At 67.2% G+C, this 20,262-nt stretch carries 13 protein-coding genes and 1 tRNA gene; 4 read left to right on the top strand and 10 right to left on the bottom strand.

The features are described 5' to 3' along the window. The first annotated feature begins 235 nt into the window (after window positions 1-235). Entirely contained in the window at window positions 236-2,011 is a 1,776-nt protein-coding gene (locus JOD97_RS08330; protein WP_209715147.1) for a hypothetical protein, read from the top strand. Here the strand turns inward: JOD97_RS08330 and JOD97_RS33240 are convergent. The 10 genes from JOD97_RS33240 to JOD97_RS08280 form a co-directional block, all read right to left on the bottom strand. After that, the gene (locus JOD97_RS33240; protein ID WP_209715144.1) at window positions 2,008-3,546 is read right to left on the bottom strand and encodes a tyrosine-type recombinase/integrase; all 1,539 of its coding nucleotides are present in this window, start codon (window positions 3,544-3,546) and stop codon (window positions 2,008-2,010) included. The two genes, JOD97_RS08330 and JOD97_RS33240, sit on opposite strands and share 4 nt — an antisense overlap. A 78-nt stretch (window positions 3,547-3,624) precedes the next feature. Further along, window positions 3,625-3,701 (bottom strand) — tRNA-Met (locus JOD97_RS08320). Between the two features lie 63 nt (window positions 3,702-3,764). Continuing rightward, complete coding sequence (locus tag JOD97_RS08315; protein WP_209715141.1) at window positions 3,765-4,166, bottom strand: hypothetical protein; 402 nt, start codon at window positions 4,164-4,166, stop codon at window positions 3,765-3,767. 103 nt (window positions 4,167-4,269) lie between these two features. Then, the gene (locus JOD97_RS08310) at window positions 4,270-5,439 is read right to left on the bottom strand and encodes a class I SAM-dependent methyltransferase (RefSeq protein ID WP_209715139.1); all 1,170 of its coding nucleotides are present in this window, start codon (window positions 5,437-5,439) and stop codon (window positions 4,270-4,272) included. A 109-nt stretch (window positions 5,440-5,548) separates the two neighbouring features. After that, window positions 5,549-6,526, bottom strand: a complete 978-nt coding sequence (locus tag JOD97_RS08305) for a hypothetical protein (RefSeq protein ID WP_229264233.1) — start codon at window positions 6,524-6,526, stop codon at window positions 5,549-5,551. A 157-nt stretch (window positions 6,527-6,683) separates the two neighbouring features. Next, on the bottom strand, window positions 6,684-6,893 hold the full coding sequence (locus tag JOD97_RS08300) for a hypothetical protein (RefSeq protein ID WP_008449977.1): 210 nt from the start codon (window positions 6,891-6,893) through the stop codon (window positions 6,684-6,686). A gap of 54 nt (window positions 6,894-6,947) precedes the next feature. Then, the gene (locus JOD97_RS08295; RefSeq protein ID WP_209715136.1) at window positions 6,948-7,487 is read right to left on the bottom strand and encodes a putative metalloprotease CJM1_0395 family protein; all 540 of its coding nucleotides are present in this window, start codon (window positions 7,485-7,487) and stop codon (window positions 6,948-6,950) included. Window positions 7,488-7,777: 290 nt separating this feature from the next. Further along, window positions 7,778-11,596, bottom strand: coding sequence for an AAA family ATPase (locus JOD97_RS08290; RefSeq protein WP_209715133.1), 3,819 nt, complete (start codon window positions 11,594-11,596; stop codon window positions 7,778-7,780). Next, the gene (locus JOD97_RS08285) at window positions 11,593-12,825 is read right to left on the bottom strand and encodes an exonuclease SbcCD subunit D C-terminal domain-containing protein (RefSeq protein WP_209715130.1); all 1,233 of its coding nucleotides are present in this window, start codon (window positions 12,823-12,825) and stop codon (window positions 11,593-11,595) included. The genes JOD97_RS08290 and JOD97_RS08285 overlap by 4 nt, the downstream gene beginning before the upstream one ends. 121 nt (window positions 12,826-12,946) lie before the next feature. Continuing rightward, a complete protein-coding gene (locus tag JOD97_RS08280) occupies window positions 12,947-15,622 on the bottom strand; it encodes a diguanylate cyclase domain-containing protein (protein ID WP_209715127.1) in 2,676 nt (891 codons plus the stop codon). A gap of 244 nt (window positions 15,623-15,866) precedes the next feature. On the opposite strand from JOD97_RS08280, the gene JOD97_RS08275 reads away from it, so the two are divergent. The 3 genes from JOD97_RS08275 to JOD97_RS08265 all read left to right on the top strand — a co-directional run bounded on the left by JOD97_RS08275 (window position 15,867) and on the right by JOD97_RS08265 (window position 20,200). After that, entirely contained in the window at window positions 15,867-16,856 is a 990-nt protein-coding gene (locus tag JOD97_RS08275; RefSeq protein ID WP_209715124.1) for a DUF2804 domain-containing protein, read from the top strand. A gap of 36 nt (window positions 16,857-16,892) precedes the next feature. Then, window positions 16,893-19,295: a bifunctional acetate--CoA ligase family protein/GNAT family N-acetyltransferase gene (locus JOD97_RS08270; protein WP_209715121.1), complete on the top strand. Its 2,403-nt coding sequence runs from the start codon at window positions 16,893-16,895 to the stop codon at window positions 19,293-19,295. 161 nt (window positions 19,296-19,456) lie between these two features. Continuing rightward, a complete protein-coding gene (locus JOD97_RS08265) occupies window positions 19,457-20,200 on the top strand; it encodes a hypothetical protein (RefSeq protein ID WP_229264232.1) in 744 nt (247 codons plus the stop codon). Window positions 20,201-20,262 lie beyond the last annotated feature (62 nt).

The raw sequence follows: 20,262 nt of genomic DNA, 5'->3' as shown, positions 1-20,262 counted from the left end.
GAGACAAAGGATCTGATGATGCCTATAAGCTTTCACTCAGCAAGCTTCTTCCAAAATTCCTGGCGCCTAAATATGAGCGCGACGTTCAAAATCTAAGCCGGATCGCCGAATGCTTCTTTCTCGCTGGCTGCCTAGGGCATTGACGGCCTTGGACTAAGAGACTTTGGTCTTGCTGCACTGGACAGGCTTGTGAAAGAATAGGTCGTCGCCCACGCAAAGCTGAACAGGATCAAGAATGTCGCTAGCAATCACGAAGGCTAATTTTGAGCAGTTGATTGACGACAGGGACAACGGCGTGATCGCGTTGTCTGGCAAGTGGGGATCGGGCAAAAGCCACATGTGGCGAGAGGTGCAGAAGGATTCGACCAACGGCGCGATCAAGAACGCTCTTTACGTGTCGTTGTTTGGGGTCAAGGACATACTGCAATTGAAAATGAAAATTGTCCAAAGCGCGGTGCCAAACAGCAAGACCGGCCACGTCGCGCGCGAAGTCATCACGAGCGCTTGGCGGGAATCGTCCAAATTCTTGAAGACCTTGCACCCAGGCTTCGCCGCCATCGACGAAATCGCATTGTTGGCTGTGCCGGCCATTCTGCGCAAACGCGTGATCGTCATTGACGACATCGAACGCAAGCACATGGACCTCAACATCGAAGAGGTGATGGGTTTCATCGACGAATTCACCCAAGTTTACGGCTCTCGAATTTTACTGATCCTGAATTCTGACAAGCTCGAAGACAAGGACATGTGGAACAAGCTGCGCGAGAAAGTGATCGACCACGAGATTGCGTTGACAACGACGCCGAAGGAGGCGTTTAAAATAGCTATCGAGGAGGAGCCATCCATATACGCGCCCCACATCGAGGGCGCCGTGGAGGTCTGCAAAATTTCCAACATTCGCATCATCCAAAAGATCATCCGAACGGTGAACAAGGTGCTTGGAGATCGCGACAATTTGACGGACGAGGTGTTGGCCCGGACAATCCCCTCGACGGTCCTCATGTGCGCCATGCATCATCACGGCTTGGACAACGGCCCTTCTTTCGATTTCGTCATGGGATTCAATTCCTCAGACTTCCAGATGGAGGAAGCGATGAGGCGTCCGGGCAGCGTTTTCGCAGATGCCCCAGCCCGCCCGCCAGAGGAGAGGAAGTGGGGAGCGTTGTTGGACGACTTGAAGATTATCAATTGCGACGACTACGAGCGCATGCTGCTCGACTTCCTGACATCGGGGTTGCTGGATTCCGGCCGGGTGGATGCCATACTGGATCGCTACGTGGCCGAGAAGAACGTGATGGAGCTTCGCGAGAAATGCGGACGATTTTTCGAGTTGGAGCAGTGGCACCCCTCGGTCACGGACGAGGAGCTTCTGTCGCTTGCGGCGGAGCTGGCGGAAAGCGCCGACCTGCTGGACCCTTATGCCGCCACGGCGCTTCACGATAGGTTGGCCGATGTCCCGGGCGGAGCCAGCGTGGGAGAGGCGATTGTCGCGCGCTGGCTGGATGGTTTCAAAGCGAAGGAGCCGCCCCAACATCGTCTAGACAACTATGACAACAAGCCGCTGCATCCCGAGATAGAGGCGGCCTTTGCGGAGGCCGAGAGGCGCCTCAAACCGCTCCCATCTCTTTTGGTGGCGTGCCTTCGCATTGGAGACAATGCCAATCGGGAAAGTGTGAACAGCCAAGCCATGCGCGACGCGACCGTCGCCTCCTACGAGGATACGATCAAGACAACGTCGGGGCCGCATCTGCGCGATTTCTTGCGCGCGAACGTTGTCTTGTATTCTCGGCGCGGAGGTTATGTGGCGGACTTCGCCGACGCTTTGGAGCATTTCGCCACAGCGTGTCGGGCCATTTGCCGCGCAGACACAATTCCACGCCTTAGCCGGGCAATCCGCAAAGTGTTCCGAGAGGCCGGGCTGGAAGATGTGTTGGATGAGCGAGGCGCAGAAGCCCCTTCTGCGGCGGAGCCGGCGGAACAGCTCGCGGATGGTGCCGGCAGCGCGGCCTAAACGACGGGGTTGCTTCTCTTGGGCTTGGCGTTCTTGGCAGTGGCTTTGCCCGTGGATTTGTCAGGCGCCCAGTTGTTCCGATTCGCCAAAAACTGGCGAACCGGCCGTTGTATCGCAAAGCCTGCACGTCTATCGGTCATTCCAGCTTGTCCACGATGGGCTTCAAATCGGGAAGGTCGCGGACGTAGCCCCCAATGCACCGTGTGGCCGCCGCCGTCGTCGTGCCCCACGATCTTCATGACCTTTGCGGTGTTCGAGTCGTTGTTGTGCATCTGCGTGATGACGTTGATGCGGAACGAGTGGACGCTCGTCTGCGGCGCCTTGATGCGACGCGCGCGCTGGTATGCCAGCATCCCCGCCGACAGCTCCTTGGAGTAGCTGTGGTTGATGAGCGTGCGGTGCGGGAACAGCCGGTCCGCGCCGGCCGCTCGGCACTCCCCGACATAGTCCAAGAAGCCCAGCTCGATCAGGGCGTCGCTGATGGGGACGTTGCGGATGCCTCCGGGCGTCTTGCTTTTGTAGACGTGGATGTAATGCAGGCCGCTGCCAGGAGCTTGATGGACATCGACGCAGCGGATTCGCGTGGCCTCGCCGATCGGCATGCCGGTGTGGATGCGTAGCAGCGGTCCCCAGAACAGGTCCGGCGAGTCCATCGCGGTGCGGTATGCTTCGGGCTCGAACAGGATCGCGAGCGCCTCCGCCGTGAATGGCTGATACGGGTTCGTGATCTTCTTGCGCGACTTCTTGGTCTGGATGAACATGCCCTCGACCGGATTCGTTTCGAGCGCGGTGTGCAGGCCGTGGCCGATCATGTACTTGAAGAAGTCGTGCAGGCTGTTGAGCTTGTTGTCGATAGTCTTTGGGGTCTGCGGTATGGCGAGCAAAGCGTCCTTGTATTCGACCAGCGTTTGCTTGCCGATGACGTTGACTTCGATGTCAGAGCTGACGTGGCGGCCAGCGGCTTTGTTCTCATCCAACCGTCGAAGCCCCTTGCTCTTGTTGAACTCGACCTTCTCATGCAAGGCGAGCCAGCGCTCAACCGACTCGACTAATGGGAACGAGCGTTCGAGGAAGTCCTTGATGTGATAGACCTTCGCGTCCAAGGTGCGCTCGCCGTTCTTGCCCGCGCAGTTGGCGATCCACTTGTCAACGGCCAAGGTGATCGGCTTGGACTTGGCTGGACGGCGCTGTGGACAGTCCTCGGGATCGATCATGCCGATCCGCTCGATCTGGGCCACCATCTCCATGGCGCGAGCATGCTCCTCGGCGGAGCCGTCGGTACGGATGGTGGTTCCGTTTTTGAGCGCGATCTCGTAGCGGCGCAGCGCCTCGATATCGAAGTTGAAATCCGACAGTTTGGGTGGGCCCATGTCCCGCCTCCGCTCCAAATCAAGGTTGAGTTGCAGAGCGAGAATGTTAGCAGTTTTGGAACACTTGGTGCGGAGGCTGATCCGCTTTTCTTTTCCGCCGGACTTGAAGCGGAAGTAGTAGACGCCGCAACGGTTGCGGTAGAGGCGTGGGGCTTTGATTTGCACAGGTGGCTCACTAGGTGGTGCACCCGGAAAAGCGAAAGCCGCTGATTCCCCTAGGAAAATCAACGGCTTTTTTGAATCTGGTTGCGGGGACAGGATTTGAACCTGTGACCTTCGGGTTATGAGCCCGACGAGCTGCCAGACTGCTCCACCCCGCGTCTGAGGCCCGAATTATACACAGGCCTGTTTGTTTCCGCAAGGGCTTAAATAACCGGGCCTTTTTAAGCCGGGGCCGCGTGGCCGGCCGTGCCGGGAATGAACTCGACGTCGTGGGCGCCGATTTCCCACTGCAGGCGCACCACGGCCGCGTAGGCCGCGCGCGCGGCGCCGTAGACGGCGGCGATGCCGGCGGCCGGCGCCTGGCCGCGCCGCGCGCGTCCCCGCCGCACCGCGTGATAGGCCTGGCTGATGGCTTGGCCGGTGGTTTCCAGCTCGCGATCGATCTCGGCGTCGGGGTCCAGCGCATGGGCGATGGCGCCGTAGCGGACGCGCGGCGCGGTCGTGTCGAAATAGTTGCGCATGTCTTCCAGCTGGGCCGACAGACCCGCCAGGTTATCCGGCGCGACCGATTGAAAGTCGCGCTGAAGCTGGCGGATCGTTTGAAGTATGTCCGTGGTCTCCATGGGTGCCTCCGTCCGGTTCATTGACTCAGCCGAAAAGCTTGCGCCGTGCCTTATCGCAAGTCAAACGGCGCGCGATGGCCGTTTGATCCACCTCAACGCGTGCTTACGCGGCGGCCAGGCGCCACAGCGAGGTGACCTCGGCGGCGCGGGCCGCGTGCAGCGGGTCGGTGGCGTCGGCGGCGCGCGGATGGGTCGGGCGCACGTCGTGGCGCTCGAGCACCTTGAGGCCGGCGGCGGCGATCCACCCCATCAGCTCGTCGCGCGGACGCAGGCCCAGGTGCTCGGCCAGGTCGGACAGGATCAGCCAGCCTTCGCCGCCGGGCGTCAGGTGATCGGCCATGCCGGCCAGGAAGCCGCGCAGCATGCGGCTGTCCGGATCGTAGACGGCGTGTTCGATTGGCGAGCTCGGCCGTGCCGGCACCCAAGGCGGGTTGCACACGACCAGCGGCGCGCGGCCGTCGGGGAACAGGTCCGTTTGCAGCAGTTCGACCTGGCCGTCCAGATCGAGGCGGGCCAGGTTTTCGCGCGCGCAGCTGAGCGCGCGCGGGTCCTGGTCGGTGGCGATCACGCGGGCCACGCCACGCTTGGCCAGCACCGCCGACAGCACGCCGGTGCCGGCGCCGATGTCGTAGGCCAGCTTGACGCCGGCCGGCAGCGGGGTGTTGGCCACCAGCTCGACGTATTCGCCGCGCACCGGCGAGAACACGCCGTAGTGCGGGTGGATGCGCGCGTCCAGCGCCGCAATCTCGACGCCGGTGCGGCGCCATTCGTGGGCGCCGATCAGGCCAAGCAGTTCGCGCAGCGAGGCGATGAACGGTTGCTCGAAGCGGCCGTAGGCTTCGTTGCAGGCCAATTGCACGTCCGGCGCGCGGCGCAGCGGAATGGTGTAGCCGTCCTCGAAGGGGATCAGCAGCATGGCCAGCGTGCGGGCGCGCTGCGACTGCGCCTGGCGGTGCAGGTGGAACGCCTCGGTCGGCGTGGCCGGGGCCTTGGCCGGCTTGGCCTTTTTAGATGGCTTGCCCTTGACGTCGGCGCGCCGGGCCAGCGCCTGCAGCAGCTGGCGGGCGTTCTGGAAGTCGCCGCGCCACAGCAGGGCGGTGCCTTCGCAGGCCAGCCGGTAGGCGACATCGGCGTTGGTGCGGTCGTCGGCGATGATCACGCGCTTGGGCGGCGGCATGCCGGCTTCGGAGCGCCAGCGCGCGGAGCACTGCACGCCGTTTTCCTCCCAGTGGATCTGCTGCGGAATCGGGGAAGCGGGAGTTTGTACGGGCATGTCGGGCAATCGGTAGGAATAAGCGGATCGGAACGAGCACGAAAAACGCCGGGGATGCGGTTCATCCCTGCCGGCGTTTGCGTGTTGAGGCGCTTATTATACTTGGCGGTCAGCTTGCGGCGGTCGCGGCGCCTTTGCCGTCGTCGTCGGCGACGCCCGGCGCGGCGGCGGAACTGGCGCCTTCGGCTTGCGGATCGACGGCGCCGGACGGGCCGCCGGTCACCTTGTCGGCCGCGCCGGCCTGGTCGCCGTACGCGGCGGCCGATTTGGCCTGGTCGGCCGGGGTCGGGGCGGTGTAGGTGTTGGCGTCCTTGCTGTCGACCAGGTTGAGCAGCCGCAGCGAGAGGCTGCGCAGCGCGTTGCGGTCGACGTCGCCGCCGATTTGGCTGCTTTTATCGCCGCCGGTGGACAGCGCCGTGTGCAGATCGCGGCCGATCAACTGGAACAGGTCGGCCAGGGTGCCGGCGAAGTCGATATTCGGTAGCTGCACGGTCGGCAGGTCGATGGTTTGCGGCTGGTTGCCGGCCTTGCCGCTGTCCTTGCCGTTGGCTTTTTCGCCGGCCCGGTTGTAGATCCGGTCGGACGCCGGCGCCGCGCCGGTGGTCTGGCTGGCGGCGGCGTCGAGCTGGTAGTCGTACTGGACTTCGACTTCGAAATCGAACTTGCGGCCGTCGGCGGTGGTGATCGTGCCCTTGCCGAGGAAGTGCGAGCTGTCGGTCAGGCTGAAGGCGGCCGAAGAGGTGGTGCCGTTCGGGCCGGAGCTTTGTTGTACGCCCAGCGCGAAGCTGGACGAGGTTTCCAGGCTGGCCGAGTCGAAGTCGATGGTCGCGCCCTTGGCGGCGTCGCCGAACAGGGCCTGCGTGAAGCTGTTCATCAGGTCTTGGGCGAAATCGACGGTGGCGCCGCCCAGCGAGGCGACACGTTTTTGCATGTCCAGCGCGTCGCTGGATAGGGAAAGCGGCGAGGAAGCTGCGCTGGTGCTCTTTTGCGTGGCGGGCGCGCCGGTGGTCTTGCCGTCGTTTTGCGCAGTGGCGGCAGGGTAGGACGCCGGCAAAGCACGGGCGCCGAGTGCGGAGAGAGTGGACATGGCAGTTTCCGTTTGATAATACTTCTATAACGGTCGGGATCAGGGAAACTTGAGGGGTTGCTTTAAATGTAATCGTTGGCCGCGGGTGGAGCTTGGCGGATTACGCTGCGCTAATCCGCCCTACGTGGTTTAGACCAATTTACCGTCATCTTATTTATTAGTGGTGGTGGGTCCAGCCTTCGGGGGCGGCCAGGTACGAGGCTACCGCGTCTTTTTGGCCGATCGCGTGGTGCTTTACTTCGCCGCATGCGCAAATGCCCAGGTATGGCTGGATGTGCGAGCAGGCCGATACCTTTTGCAGGCGGACTTGTACCGCCTTGGCGCATTTGGCGCATTTGAAGGTGAGGGTGCGTGGTGCTTTTAACATGATTGATCCGTAGGCGAGAGGCAAAGGCGGGATTTTATCATCCGGTCCGCGCGCTTATGCGTGGACATCCAGCGTCGGCTGGGACGACGGCTCGCTGCCATAAGCGCGGCGCACGCGCTCCGACGCACCCGGTTGGTCTTGCTGCGCCAGTTCCGCGCGGGCCTGGGTTTCCATTTGTTGTGCTTGGGCCGCTACCGCGCGGTCGGCGCCGGACGGGCCGGCCGGCGCCAGCGCCGCCGCCTGGATCTTGCCGGCGCGCGCGATGGTCTCCTGGGGCGTGGCGCCGGGCGAGGTGTCGATCTGCACTTCGCCGCCGATAGCGTAGTTGACGCCGTTGGGGCCGCGCTGATAGGTGTAGGAGGCGCCGGACAGGGCCAGGCCGCCGGCGGCCGCCAGGTGCGCCTGCTCGTGCTGGCGCACTTCGGCGTCGCGCGCTTTGAGTTGGTCGATCAGTTTGAGGGCTTCCGGCGTCAGCGTGGTGGTGGAGGCGCCGCCCGTGGGCGCGGCCGGCGCCGATGCGTCCTGCCTGGCCTTCGACGCTGCGCGCTCGGGCGGCTGGATCGCGGGGCTGGTTGATATGGCGCCAATGCTCATGATGGTCGCTTCCTGACTGATGCTTTAATGATAGCAAATTTGTCGCAATTGGTTGCAAATTCGCCGTCAACACCGTTGTGCGCCGTGCGTTATGGTCTCACCAGGGATCATTCCATCAAGAGGCAAATGCCATGGAAGACAGGAAGCAACCGAGCAAAGAGGCTGTACGCCAGTGGTTGCGGATACAGATCGAACAACGGCGCCCGCCGCCGGACCCGAAACAGATCCGGCGCGAGTTGGGCTGGGAGTTATTGAAGCTGGAGCGCGGCGAGCCACCCAAGCGATGACACTCACATCACGCTGACCGTGCTGCGGCCGCCGGCGGACGGCCGCACCAGGATCTTGGTGGCGATCCGCTCCGTCATCTCCTGCACGTGGGAGATGACGCCAACCTTGCGGCCCATGGCTTGCAAGCCGTCCAGCGCATCCATGGCGACGCGCAGCGTTTCCGCATCCAGGCTGCCGAAGCCCTCGTCGATGAACAGCGATTCGACCCGCACCCGGTTCGACGACAGCGAGGCCAGTCCCAGCGCCAGCGCCAGCGACACCAGGAACGATTCGCCGCCGGACAGCGAATGCACGGAGCGCATCTCGCCGCCCATGTCCTGGTCGCGCACCAGCAGGGCCAGCGAGGGGCTGGCCGGATTGTTGATCCGTTCAAGCTGATAGCGCCGCGCGAGGTGGTTCAGGTGGGCGTTGGCGTAGCCGAGCAGCACGTCCAGCGTGAACTGCTGCGCGTAGTTGCGGAATTTCTTGCCGTCGGCCGAGCCGATCAAATCGCTCATGCGCGACCAGCGCTGCTCGATCGCCTCCTGCTTTTCGATCTCCGCCAGCATCGCCTGCGATTGCCGGCGCTTGGCGTCGTCCTGCGCCAGCGCCAGTTGCAGGGCGGTGGCGTGGTCGTGCGCCGCCTTGCGTTCGGCCATCAGTTCATTAAGGGCGGTGGCGAGGGCGGCGAGCGGGGAATCGGGTACGTCGGAGGACGCTTCTTCCATCACCGGCGGCAGGCTGCTTGGCGGCGCGGACAGGCGATGCTGTTCGCGCTGGCGCTGGCGTTCCTGCAAAACGGTGGTCGCGTTGTCGGCGGCGCGGTCGATGGCTTGCAGCGCGGCGCGCCGCGCGTCGATGTCCTCGGCGGTGTGGGCGAGCAGCGCGTGCAGTTGTTCGAGGTCGCGCAGATCGGCGTCGGGCTGGCGCTGCTGGAACGCGGCCAGCCACTGCGCCAGGCCATCGGCGGCGGCCGTGGCGGACGCGCGCAACGCGGCCAGTCGATGGCCGGCTTGTGCCAGCGCCTCGTCCTGGCGCGTCCGGGCTTGTGCGGCGTGTTCCAATGCCCGCTGGCGCGCGGACAGCTGCGACCTGGCGGCGTCGATGGCGGCACCGAGCGCCTGTTCGACTTCGCGCACCGGCTTGCCGTCCCACAGTTCCATGCGTTGCTGCTGCATGGCGCGCAGCGCGGCGTCGGCGGCGTTCCAGGCCTCGCGGGCGGCGAGGGCGTCGTGGCCGGTCCTGGCCAGGGCGTCATTCAACGCTTTGAGTTCGACGTCGATGGTGGAAAGGGCCGCATTGCGCTCGTCGTGGGCGGCGCGCTGCGCCAGCCATTGCTTGCTTTCGGCCTGGCGCGCCGCGTGGAATCTGGCCGGGCCGGTTTTCCAGTCGTCTTTCCATTCGTCGCTGGGGATGTCGCCGCCGCTGAAGGCCGCGTCCAGGTCGGACAGCAGGGCGCTGAGCGTCAGCGCCACTTCGATGCGCTGGTCCTCCAGGGCCTTGTATTCGGTGTTGGCCAGCGCCAGGGCGGTTTGCGCGCCCGACGCCACGCCCTGCAAACGCGCGTGCTCCGCCGACGCCACATCCCAGGCCGATTGCGCCTGGTCGCGGGCATTGCGGGCGGCGTGCAGCGCGCGTTCCTGTTGCTCGGCCGCCCGCAGCGCCGCGCGCGCCGCCTCCAGCTCGGCCGTGAACCAGTCGGTGCGTTCGGGCTCCGGCGGCAGCTCCGCCCGCGTGTCGTCGTCGCCGGCCACCAGCGGGTGGGCGCCCCACGCGGCGGCCGCCTTCTCCAGCGCCTGCTGCACGCCGCGGCTTTCGGTGGCCAGCAGTTGCAGCTGTTCCAGGCTGGCCTGGACGGTGGCGCGTTGTGCCGCCTGCTGATTGACGTTGGCCTCCATCTGCTGGCGGCAGCGCGAGACCTCGGCCTGCAGCCCGCCGAGCATCGCTTGCAGCGGCCCGTCGTTATGGCGGTATGGATGTTCGTGCGCGCCGCACACCGGACAAGGGGTGTCATCTTCCAGCGACGCCCGCAGCGATTCGACGTTCTCGGCGCAAGCCGCCTCCGCCAGTTTCAGCGAGCGTTCGGCCTGCGAGAAGGCGGCCAGGATGGCGATGTTCTCCTGCCGTGCCGCCGCCAGCTGCTGTTCCGCCGTTTCCATCGCCAGCCGCTGCTGCGCCGACTGCGCCGCGATGCGCGCGCCGCGCTGCTGGTGCGCTTCCAGCTCGATCCAGATCTTTTCTGCGCCGGCCAGCAGGTCGCGGCGCTGTTCCCAGCCGCTGCGCGTGGCCTGCAACTGCTCGGCGGAGAAGGCGGCCAGCGCCTGCGCGGCGTCCTGGCGCCGCGCCTCCAGCGTTTGCAGCACGGCGCTGGAGGTGGCCAGTTTGGCGCTGGCGTCGGCTTCCTCGTCGCGATGGGCCTTGGCGTTGCGTTGGACGCGGGCGGCGGCGTTGCCCAGCTTTTCCGCCTGCGACGCGGCTTGGCCGGCCTGCACGAACAGCACGTCCCAGCGCTCCCACGATTGCGCCAGCGTTTGCCATTGCTTGTGCTGGCCCAGCCAGGTGAGGCCGGCCGCGTGCTGCGCGTCCAGGCGCTGGCGTTCGTCCTGCTTGGACTGCATCGCCGCCTTGGCGGCGGCGTCGGCGTGGTCGGCCTTTTCGCAGGCGGCGGACGCCTGGCGGTAGGCCGGCAGCATGGCCTCGATGCGCGCGTCCAGCGCCTTGGCCTGGTCGAGCAGCGGTGCGGCGGCGCGCTGGGCGTTTTCCGCCTCCAGCAGTTGCGCGGCCGCTTGCGTGTGCGCGGCGCCGGCGCGTTCCAGCTCCAGCGCGGCGTCGGCCGCCGCCTGGGTGCCGGCGGCGATGCCGGCCTGCGCGGCGGCGATGTCGGCGTCGATGCGGCGGATGTCGTCGGCCAGCGGGCGCGCCGGCTGCACCGCGAGGATGCGGGCGAGGGCTGCGCGTTGCGGGGCGGCGGCCAGCACGTCGGCGGCGGCCAGCTCGCAGGCCTGCCGCGCGGCCAGTTCGTCATCCTTCAACTTTTCCGCCTGTTTGTGCCAGCGCAGTTCCTGCTCCAGCTCCGCCTTGCGCTGGTCCAGCGCCTGCAGCGCCTCGCCGGCGGTTGCGCTTTGCGCTTGCAGTTCGCCGCGCTGCTCGCCGCCGAGCGGCTTTTGGTCGGCCAGGCGCGCGTTCAGCTTTTGCAGCGCCAGCTGTTCCAGCTTGGCGCGCTCGAAGGCGCGCATCGAGATCTCGGTGTAGATGGTGCTGCCGGTCAGCGTCTCGAGCAGCTCGCCGCGTTCGTTGTCCTCGGATTTGAGGAAGGCCGAGAACTCGTTTTGCGCCAGCAGCACGGCGCGCGTGAACTGCTCGAACGACAGGCCGATGCGCTTTTCGATCTCCGCCTTCACCTCGGTCTTGGTGCCGCCGATCGGCTGCAGCGCCGGCAGCAGGTGCAGGCTCATCGCCGTCGGCTGCAACGCGCCTTCGGCCTTGGTGCGCGAGCGCCGCACGCTCCAGCGCGCGCGGTACGAGGCGCCGTCGTTGCCGACGAAATCGACCTCCGCGTAGCCCTCGGCGGTGCCCCGTCGCAGCAGGGTGCGCGTGTCCTGCGTGGAGACGGTTTCGGCGCCGACGTCGGTCAGGTAGTTGCGGCCGGCGACCTTGAGCAGGCGCGGGGTGGCGTCGTACAAGGCCAGGCACAGCGCGTCGAGCAGGGTGCTCTTGCCGGCGCCGGTCGGGCCGCTGATGGCGAACAGGCCGGTCGAGGCCAGCGGCTCCTGTTCGAAGTCCACGCCGAATTCTCCTGCCAGCGAGGCCAGGTTCTTGCCGCCGATTTTCAGGATTCTCATGGCAGCATCAACTCCGCGAAGGCGCTCAGTTGTTCGGCGGGGGCGTCGTTGCCGAAGCGCTGCTGATAAAGCTGGCGGAAGATGTCGTCCGGCTTGAGCTGCTCCAGCCGGTCGAGCGTCATCATGTCGCTGTCGATGGAGGTCGCGCGCGCGGCGCTGGAGGTTTCGATCTTCGCCAGCCGCACCGGCTTGCCCTCCAACGCGGCCTCGATGCGCGCGCGCAGGCCCGGCTCGGGCGCGTCGAGCCGCACGCGCACCTCCAGGAACGGTTGCTGGTCGGGCGGGGCGTCCGGCACGTCCAGCGCCGCCAGTTCCTCCAGCACCTGCGCCAGCGGCGCCGGCTTGGCGGGAACGCGCAGCAGCTCCACCGCGCGCGGCACGTGGATCGGCGTGATCGCGCCGACCTTGGCGCCGTCGATGTCGATGCGCAGGATCTGGTGCGTGTAGCCGACCTCCGCGAACGACAGCGGGATCGGGCTGCCGCAGTAGCGGATGTGGTCCTGCTTGCCGACCGCCTGCGCCAGATGCAGGTGGCCCAGCGCGGCGTAGGCGATGGCGGGGTCGAAGATCCCGGCCGGCAGCATTTCGGTGCCGCCGATGACGATGCGCCGTTCGGAGTCGTTCGACATCTGGCCGTCGACCATGTGGCAGTGGCCCATCGCCAGGATGGCCTGGCCGTCGCCGCGCTTGGCCTGTGCCAGTTCCAGCGCCTGTTTGTAGAGCAGGGCGATGCCGGCCAGGTAGGGATCGGCGGGGTTGTCGCCGTCGGCCGGTATTCTGGGCACGTCGCCGGGGCGCAGGAAGGGCACCGCCAGGCACCATGCGGCGATCGCGCCGTCGCTTGCCGTCAGCGGCAGCACCAGCGCGTCGATGTCGATGGCGCCGTCGGCGTCGCGCTGCACGGCGCCGATCACGCGCGTGCCGTGCGCTTCGAGCAGCGGGCCGGGGGCTTCCAGGCGGCCCGGCGAGTCGTGGTTGCCGGCGATGACGATCAGGTTCAGGTGCGGCACGCGTTCCCTGGCCCGCTGCAGGAAGCGGTATAGCTGCTTTTGCGACGCCGATGATGGGTTGGCGTTGTCGAAGATGTCGCCGGCGATCAGCAGCGCGTCGGCCCGCTCGGCGACGATGGTGTCGAGCAGCCAGTCCAGGAAGCGTTGGTGCTCGTAGTGGCGTTCGAAATTGTGCAGGGATTGGCCGAGATGCCAGTCGGATGTGTGCAGCAGGCGCATGGGGTGGTGTGTGGTGGAAACAGCAAACCAGCAATATAGCGCAAGATGGCTGGGGACGACTTGAGAAATGCTGGGTTCTGGCGTCGGCGGGACGCGGACATGGCGGATTACGGCGTTCCGCCTAATCCGCCCTACGTGGTTCCTCGGTTTTTCTCATGTCGCAGGCCGTTGGGGCGGCGCGGAAGGTGTCGCGGCCGGCTTGCTTGGCTTCATACAACAGCTTGTCGGCGTGGTTGAGCAGGTCCGCCGGGGTGATGTCTTCGCCTTGGTAATAGGCAAGTCCGATGCTGGCCGAGACCGAAACGACCGTGCCGCCCAGATCGAACGGGGCCCGCATCACGCCGACGATCTTGGCGGCCAGCGCGGCGGCGTCTTCGGGGCGGTGGATGCGCTCCATGATGACGGTGAATTCGTCGCCGCCCAGACGCGCGATGGTGTCGCTGGCGCGCATCGCGTGCGTCAGGCGCGCCGAGAAGATCTTCAGCAGCGCGTCGCCGACGCTGTGGCCATAAGTGTCGTTGACCGGCTTGAAGCGGTCGATGTCCATGTACATCACCGCCATCAAGCCGCCGTTCTCGCGGCTGGCCGCCATGCCCTCCTGGAGCTTTTGCAGGAAGCCGGCGCGGTTGGTCAGGCCGGTCAGCGCGTCGACCTGCGATAGTTTGAGCAGCCGCTGTTTTTCGTGCTTTTGCGCCGTCACGTCCTGCCGCATGACGTGGAAACCCATCACCGTGACGTTGTCCTCGTCGCGCTGCGGGATGTAATCGACTTCGAAGGTGCGCTCGACGCCGCCGCTGTTGTCGTCTTCCTCGAAGGTCAGCGCCTCGCCGGCCAGCACGCGCCGGATGTAGGGCTCCAGCGCGGCGTAGCGCGCCTCGCCCATCGTCTGCCGGATGGTCTTGCCCAGCACCTGCACGCCGCCGCGATTGAATTCGCGCTCGTAGGCGATGTTGTGGAAGCGGTACACCTCCTCGTAGTCGATGTAGGCCACCATCGCCGGCAGCGTGTCGGTGATGGTGCGCAGCCGCGCCTCGCTTTCGCGCAGCGCCATGACCGATTTGCGCACGTGGGTGATGTCGTCCACCGTGCCGGCATAGCCGTACACTCGGCCGTCGACCACCATCGCGGCGACCTTGAAGGAGATCCAGATCACCATGCCGTCCGGATGGATGCAGCGCAGCGTGCCCTGGTAGGGGCGGCGGGTTTTGACCATGCGCCGCAAGGCCTTCTCGAGCAGGCCGCGGTCGCCGGGGTGGACCGCGCGCATCCAGGCGTCGCCCAGCGCCTCCTCGCGCCGCAGGCCGGTGATGAACTCGAAGGTGCGGTTGACGTAGGTGCAATGGCCGGTGGCGTCGGCGCGGATCAGGCCGAGCGGCGAGGCGTCGTTGACGGCGGCCAGCTCGGCCTGGTTCTTGCGCATCGCCAGCTCGGCCTCCTTGTGGGCGGTGATGTCGCGCACGGTCACGGCCACGCCGTCGGTGATGGCGACGATCTGGCGCTGCACCCAGTGCTCGCCGGCGCCGTCGGCGCCATCGAGTTCGACCTCCTCCTCGAGCGGTTGGCCGCTGGCGAGCACCTGCCGGAACTGGTCGACCAGGCCCTTGCTGTGCAGCTCGGGCGCCACCTCGCGCAGCGCCTTGCCCTTGAGCTCGCTGCTGGCGCGGCCCAGCCGGGCCGCCGCGTGTTGGTTCAGGTCGGCGATGACGAAGTCGGTGATTTCCCCCGCCGGGCCGGGCGCGTGCACCGCCTTGAGCAGATACATCGCGTCCAGGCTGGCGTCGGACGCCGCCCGCAACAACTGCTGGGCCTCGATGACCAGGCGCGCGCTGTTGCGCAGGCGCCGCGCCTGGCGCATCAACAGCCCGACCACGGCCAGCACCAGCAGCGAGGCCGCCGTCACCGCGCCGTAGTACAGCATGCGCCGTTTGGCGAAACCGGCCATGGCGCTGGCGACCGGGTTGCCCACCGCCGCCATCAGCAGGTAGCGCGGCATCTCCGCGTAGCCGTAGATGCGGGGCACGGCGTCGAACGGCCGCTTGAGCACCAGTTCGTCGGCCGGGCGCGCGGCGCTGCCGGCGAGCACGCGAAAGTCGATGTCGCCGCCGATCACCAGCTGCTCGTCGATGCGGGCGGTGACCATGCCGTTGTCGCGGCTGATCAGCATCACCGCGCCGCCGGTGTCGACGCTGACGCGGTCGTAGTCGTCGACCAGATCGGCCGGGTCCAGCCGCGCCAGGATGACGCCGGCGAAGCGGCCGCCCGGGCCGTTGAGGCGGCGCGAGATCTGCACCTGCCATTTGCCGGTGCGCGGCTCGACCACCGGCGTGGCGACGACGCCGCGGTCCTCGGCGCTGGCGGCGTGGCCCTGGAAGAAGGCCTGGTCGCGCAAGTCCGGCGGAAAATAACCGTTGCTGCGGTCGACCACCTTGCCGGCCGCGTCCAGGCGCGCGAACGGCAGGTCGAACTTGGTCGGCAAGAGTGTGTCGAGCGTGCCATTGGGGCCGGTGAAGTCGGCCAGCTGCGGCGGGGCGCCCGGCGCCTCGAACTTGAGCTTGAACAGCAAGGTGGCGTGGTCGGTCTGGCGCAGCAGGTGGTTGGCGTGCTCGGCCAGCGTGTGCGCCAGCGACTGGCTGTGCAGCACGGCCTCGAAGTGCGCGCTGCGCTTTTCCTCGCGCACCTGGTAGACCACCGCCGACCACATGAACGCAAGCAGCAACAGCGCGAAGCCGGGCAGCGGCATCGAACGATACAGGGCGCGGAGCGTCGTTTGCGTCGGGCTATGGTTGAGTGCGGTCATCGAGTCAGCGGATGCGGGAACAGGTCGCCATGGATGGATATTCTGCACGGAAATATCTGGTTTGTATTCCGTTTCCGGCCGGCACCGGCAAAAAAACCGCATTCCGTTCACAGGTGGTAGGGATTTCCTTATTAGAATAGCGGCTGGCCCATGCCGCGCGTGTGCGCGAAGGAACAACCTTGACCGAATTGACAACCCCGCCGCCACACCCTCCGCTGGCTGCGCCCGCGCGCGCGGCTGCCGCATGAGTTTGCCAGCCGCGCCCCCCAACTTGCCCGGTCCCGACGGCCAGCCGCTGTTCGGCCGCTACGCCGGACAGACCGGCGCCATCGACTGGAGCCGGCTGGCCGCGCCGTACGCGCGCGGGCGGCTGTGGCGCCGCTTCCACCACAAGCGCTGGCATTACGTGGCGCTGTGCACCGAGCGGGTGTTTTGCGCCGTCGCCATCGTCGACCTGGGCTGGGCTTCCACCGCGTTCGCCTACGCCTTCGACCGCGACGACGGCGACATGCTGGCCAACTTCTCGCAGGACGGCCTGCCCGGCCGGGCGGCGCGGCTGGCCGACCACGCGGGCGGCTCGAGCCGCTTCGAAACCGGCAGCACCCGCATCGCCCTCGACAGCGACGGCGCCGGCCGCTACGAGCTGTCGCTGCGCTGCGACTTCCTGGAGATCGACGCCGCCTTCGGACCGGGCGCGTCGCCGCTGCTGCTGGCCAGCGGCCCGGTGGCGCGCGGCTCGGCGCACGCGACGCAAAAGTCGTCCGGCATGCCGCTGACCGGCGAGGTGCGCACTTGGCGCGAGGAGTACGACCTGGCCGGCGGCGTGGCCAGCTTCGACTATTCGAACGGCCTGCTGGCGCGCGAGACCGCGTGGCGCTGGGCCTCGGCGCACACGCTGGAGATGGGGTTCAATCTGCAAGCCGGCTATTTCGGCGGCCACGAGAACGCGCTGTGGCTCGATGGCGACGTCCACGCGCTGGCGCCGGCGCACTTCCTGTACGATAGCAGCGACCCGCTGTCGCAATGGCATATCTTCACGGAGGACGACCTGCTGGAGCTGTACTTCACGCCCGAGGGGGCGCGCCGCGACAACAAGAAGATGCTGCTGGCGGCGAGCCGCTACCTGCAGCCGGTCGGCACCTTCAGCGGCTGGGTGCGCAGCGCGCCGGACCAGCCCAAGCGCATCGTCACGCAAATGATGGGCGTGACCGAGGACCACGCGTCGCGCTGGTAAGCCTCTCACCACCACCCAACCCCGGAGCACCGCCGCATGAGCATCAGGAATCTCGACCGATTGTTTCAACCGCGCTCGGTGGCCGTGATCGGCGCGTCGGAAAAGCCGCAGCGCATCGGCACGCGCGTGCTCGACAACCTGGTGGAGGGGACGTTCGGCGCCGGCGGCGGCCAGCTGTGGCCGGTCAATCCCAAGTACGCGCGGCTGCGCGGCATGCCGTGCTACGCCAGGGTGTCGGCGCTGCCGGCGGCGCCGGAGCTGGCCATCCTCTGCACGCCGGCGGCGGCCGTCCCCGGCCTGATCGCCGAACTGGGCGCGCGCGGCACCCGCGCCGCCATCGTCATGACCGCCATGGACGGCCGCGACGCCGACAGCCTGCGCCAGGCGATGCTCAACGCGGCCCGGCCGCACCTGCTGCGCATCCTGGGTCCGGGCAGCCTCGGCGTGCAATCGCCGGCGGCCGGCCTGAACGCCAGCTTCCACCACCTGCCGGCCGGCGCCGGCAAACTGGCGTTCGTCTCGCAGTCGGGGGCGCTGGCGGCGGCCGTGCTGGACTGGGCGGCGCTGCGCGGCATCGGCTTTTCGCGCTGCATCGCCATGGGCGGCGGCGCCGACGTCGATTTCGGCGACCTGCTCGACTATCTGGCCGCCGACGTCGCCACCCACGCGATCCTGCTGTGCGTCGAGCAGCTCGGCGCGGCGCGTAAGTTCATGTCGGCCGGGCGGCTGGCCGCGCGCGGCAAGCCGGTCATCGTGCTCAAGGTCGGGCGCGACGCCGCCCCCGGCGCCGACCTGGTGTTCGACGCCGCGATCCGCCGCGCCGGCATGCTGCGGGTGTACTCGACCGAGGATTTGTTCGACGCCGTCGAGACCCTAGCGCGGCGCCGGCCGCAGCGCGGCGAGCGGCTGGCGGTGCTGACCAACAGCGGCGGGCTGGGACTGATCGCGGCCGACGCGCTGGCCAGTGGCGGCGCGCGCCTGGCGCCGTTGTCGGACGACACGCTCAAGCAGCTGACGAAGGCCGGCGCGCCGCCGGCCAACCCGGTCGACCTGCTGGCCGACGCGCCGGTCGAGCGCTACACGGCCGCCGTCGAGGCCCTGCTGCGCGAACCGCAGGCCGACGCGCTGCTGTTCCTGCACGCGCCGACGGCGATGGTGTCGAGCCAGCTGATCGCCGAGGCGGTGGCGCCGCTGATGCGCGCGGCCGGCAAGAACGTGCTGTCGTGCTGGCTCGGCGGCAGTTCGGTGACGTTCGCGCGCCAGGTCTTCGCCGACGCCGGCCTGCCCACCTACGACACGCCCGAGAAGGCGGTGCACGGCTTCGTGCAGATCGCCCAGTACCGGCGCAACCAGGAGCTGTTGATGGAGGTGCCGGCCGGCCAGCCGGGCACCTCGGCGCCGGAGCGCGCGGCGGCGCGCGCGCTGGTGACGGCGGCGCTGGCGGCCGGGCGCACCGAGCTGCCGGACGACGACGCGCGCGCGCTGCTGGCGGCCTACGGCATCGCGCTGGCGACGCCGGCGCAGGCGGCGCTGGCCGGCCACACGCTGGCGGCGGCGCGCATCCAGATCGGCGCCGATCCGGTGTTCGGGCCGGTGGTGTTCTTCGGCCAGGGCGGCATCGCCGCCGAGGTCGCGGCCGACCGCGTCGCCGGCCTGCCGCCGCTGAACATGGTGCTGGCGCGCGACATGGTCGGGCGCACCCGCGTGGCGCGCCTGCTGGCGCAGGGCCAGACGGCGGCCGACGCCGAAGCCATCGTGCGCACCCTGGTGCAGGTGGCCGACATGGTGACCGAGCTGCCCGAGCTTGCCGAGCTCGACCTCAATCCGCTGCTGGCCATCGGCGGCGCGGTGGTGGCGCTGGGCGCGCGGCTGCGGCTGCAATCAGCGGCGCGCAGCGCGCGCACCTTGGCGATCCGGCCGTATCCGCAGGAGCTCGAGCAGGAGGTCGCCTGGGACGGCGGCCACATCCTGCTGCGGCCGATCCGGCCGGAGGACGGCCCGCAGCACCAGGTGTTCTTCCACGCGCTCGATCCGGACGACGTGCGGCTGCGCTTTTTCTCGGCCATGCGCGAGCTGCCGCCGGCGCAGCTGGCGCGCCTGACGCAGATCGACTACGACCGCGCGATGGCCTTCATCGCCACCCGCAACGGCGCCGACGGCCAGCCCGAGACGCTGGGCGTGGCGCGCGCCGTCACCGACCCCGACAATCAGCACGCTGAATTCGCCATCATCGTGCGCTCCGACTTGAAAGGGCGCGGCCTGGGGCATATCCTGTTCGCTAAGCTGGTCGATTACTTCCGCGGCCGGGGCACCGGCGCCATCGTCGGCGACGCGCTGGCGGAGAACCTCGGCGTGCAAAACCTGGTGCGGCGATTCGGCGGTGTGGTATCGGCGCATCCGGAAGCGGGAATGGTGCGCCTGGAACTGCCGTTGCGATAGTGTTCGTTGTCGGCTTGATATATATTTGATGTTCCCAATGAAATGAAACGCGGGGTCTGGTTTGTTCTAGCTCAAGGCGTCCGTGTCGGGTTTATTTACACTTTCCACTTCCGCTCTTGCCGCCCGACCGGGTGTGCGCAACTTTAGTCTTGGGAGTAAGAATGTTAACGGCCACATATACCCTGGTAGCGCTGTCGGTGGAACAGTCCAGCGTTCGCCTCAGTTTGTTATCGTTTCAAAAGTATGTGCGCTCGACGCTGATGCAGCAGAACAGCATAACCCTGTCCCAGCTGGAGTACGCGTGCGAGAACCTCAACAGCCTGTATCAGGCCTGTTATTGGCGCAAGACCGAGATGTACCTGATCCCGGCGCTGCGCGAAACCACCGAGCGCGCCGACCAGCTGCTCGACGAGCTCAACCATTTGAACCAGGCGGCGCTGGCCGCCATCCGCTCCTTGCAGGAGCGCGCGGGCATCCTGGCCGACGCGCGCGACTTCCAGGTCGAGCAGGTGTGCGACAGCATCGAAACGTGCTGCGCCTCGCTGCTCAAGCGGCTCGAAAAAGAGGAGCAGGAACTGTTTGCCATGGCGCGCGGTCTGATAGGAGGGGAGACCTGGTTCTCCATCGCCAACCAGCTGATGATGCATGACAAGCACTTGGAGGAAATGAAACGTTCGCGCGTCGTGCTGGGCGACCAGGCGCCGCCGGCCGTCGCCGCCAAGGCCCAAGCCAGGGCGCAGGCCGGCGCCGCGCGCCGGCTGGCGGCCCCCGCCGCGGCCGACGACGCCCGCATCGCCATCCCTGGCCTGCAGGTATTGCCGGCGTTGGCGCTCGACGCCGCCGCGCCGGCGGCCCCCTTATATAACGCCCGGCAGCGGTCGCTGGACGATGTTATAACGAAATAACCGCCGAATAGCACTCGCCTCGGGCAATTTCCCCCTGCTTTGCTATGATGGTGGTTTTCCCC

The organism is Duganella sp. 1411 (assembly GCF_017833525.1).
GTDB lineage: Bacteria > Pseudomonadota > Gammaproteobacteria > Burkholderiales > Burkholderiaceae_D > Rugamonas.
Note: the sequence above shows the minus strand (reverse complement) of the source record. Positions and strands in the feature narration are given on the sequence as shown.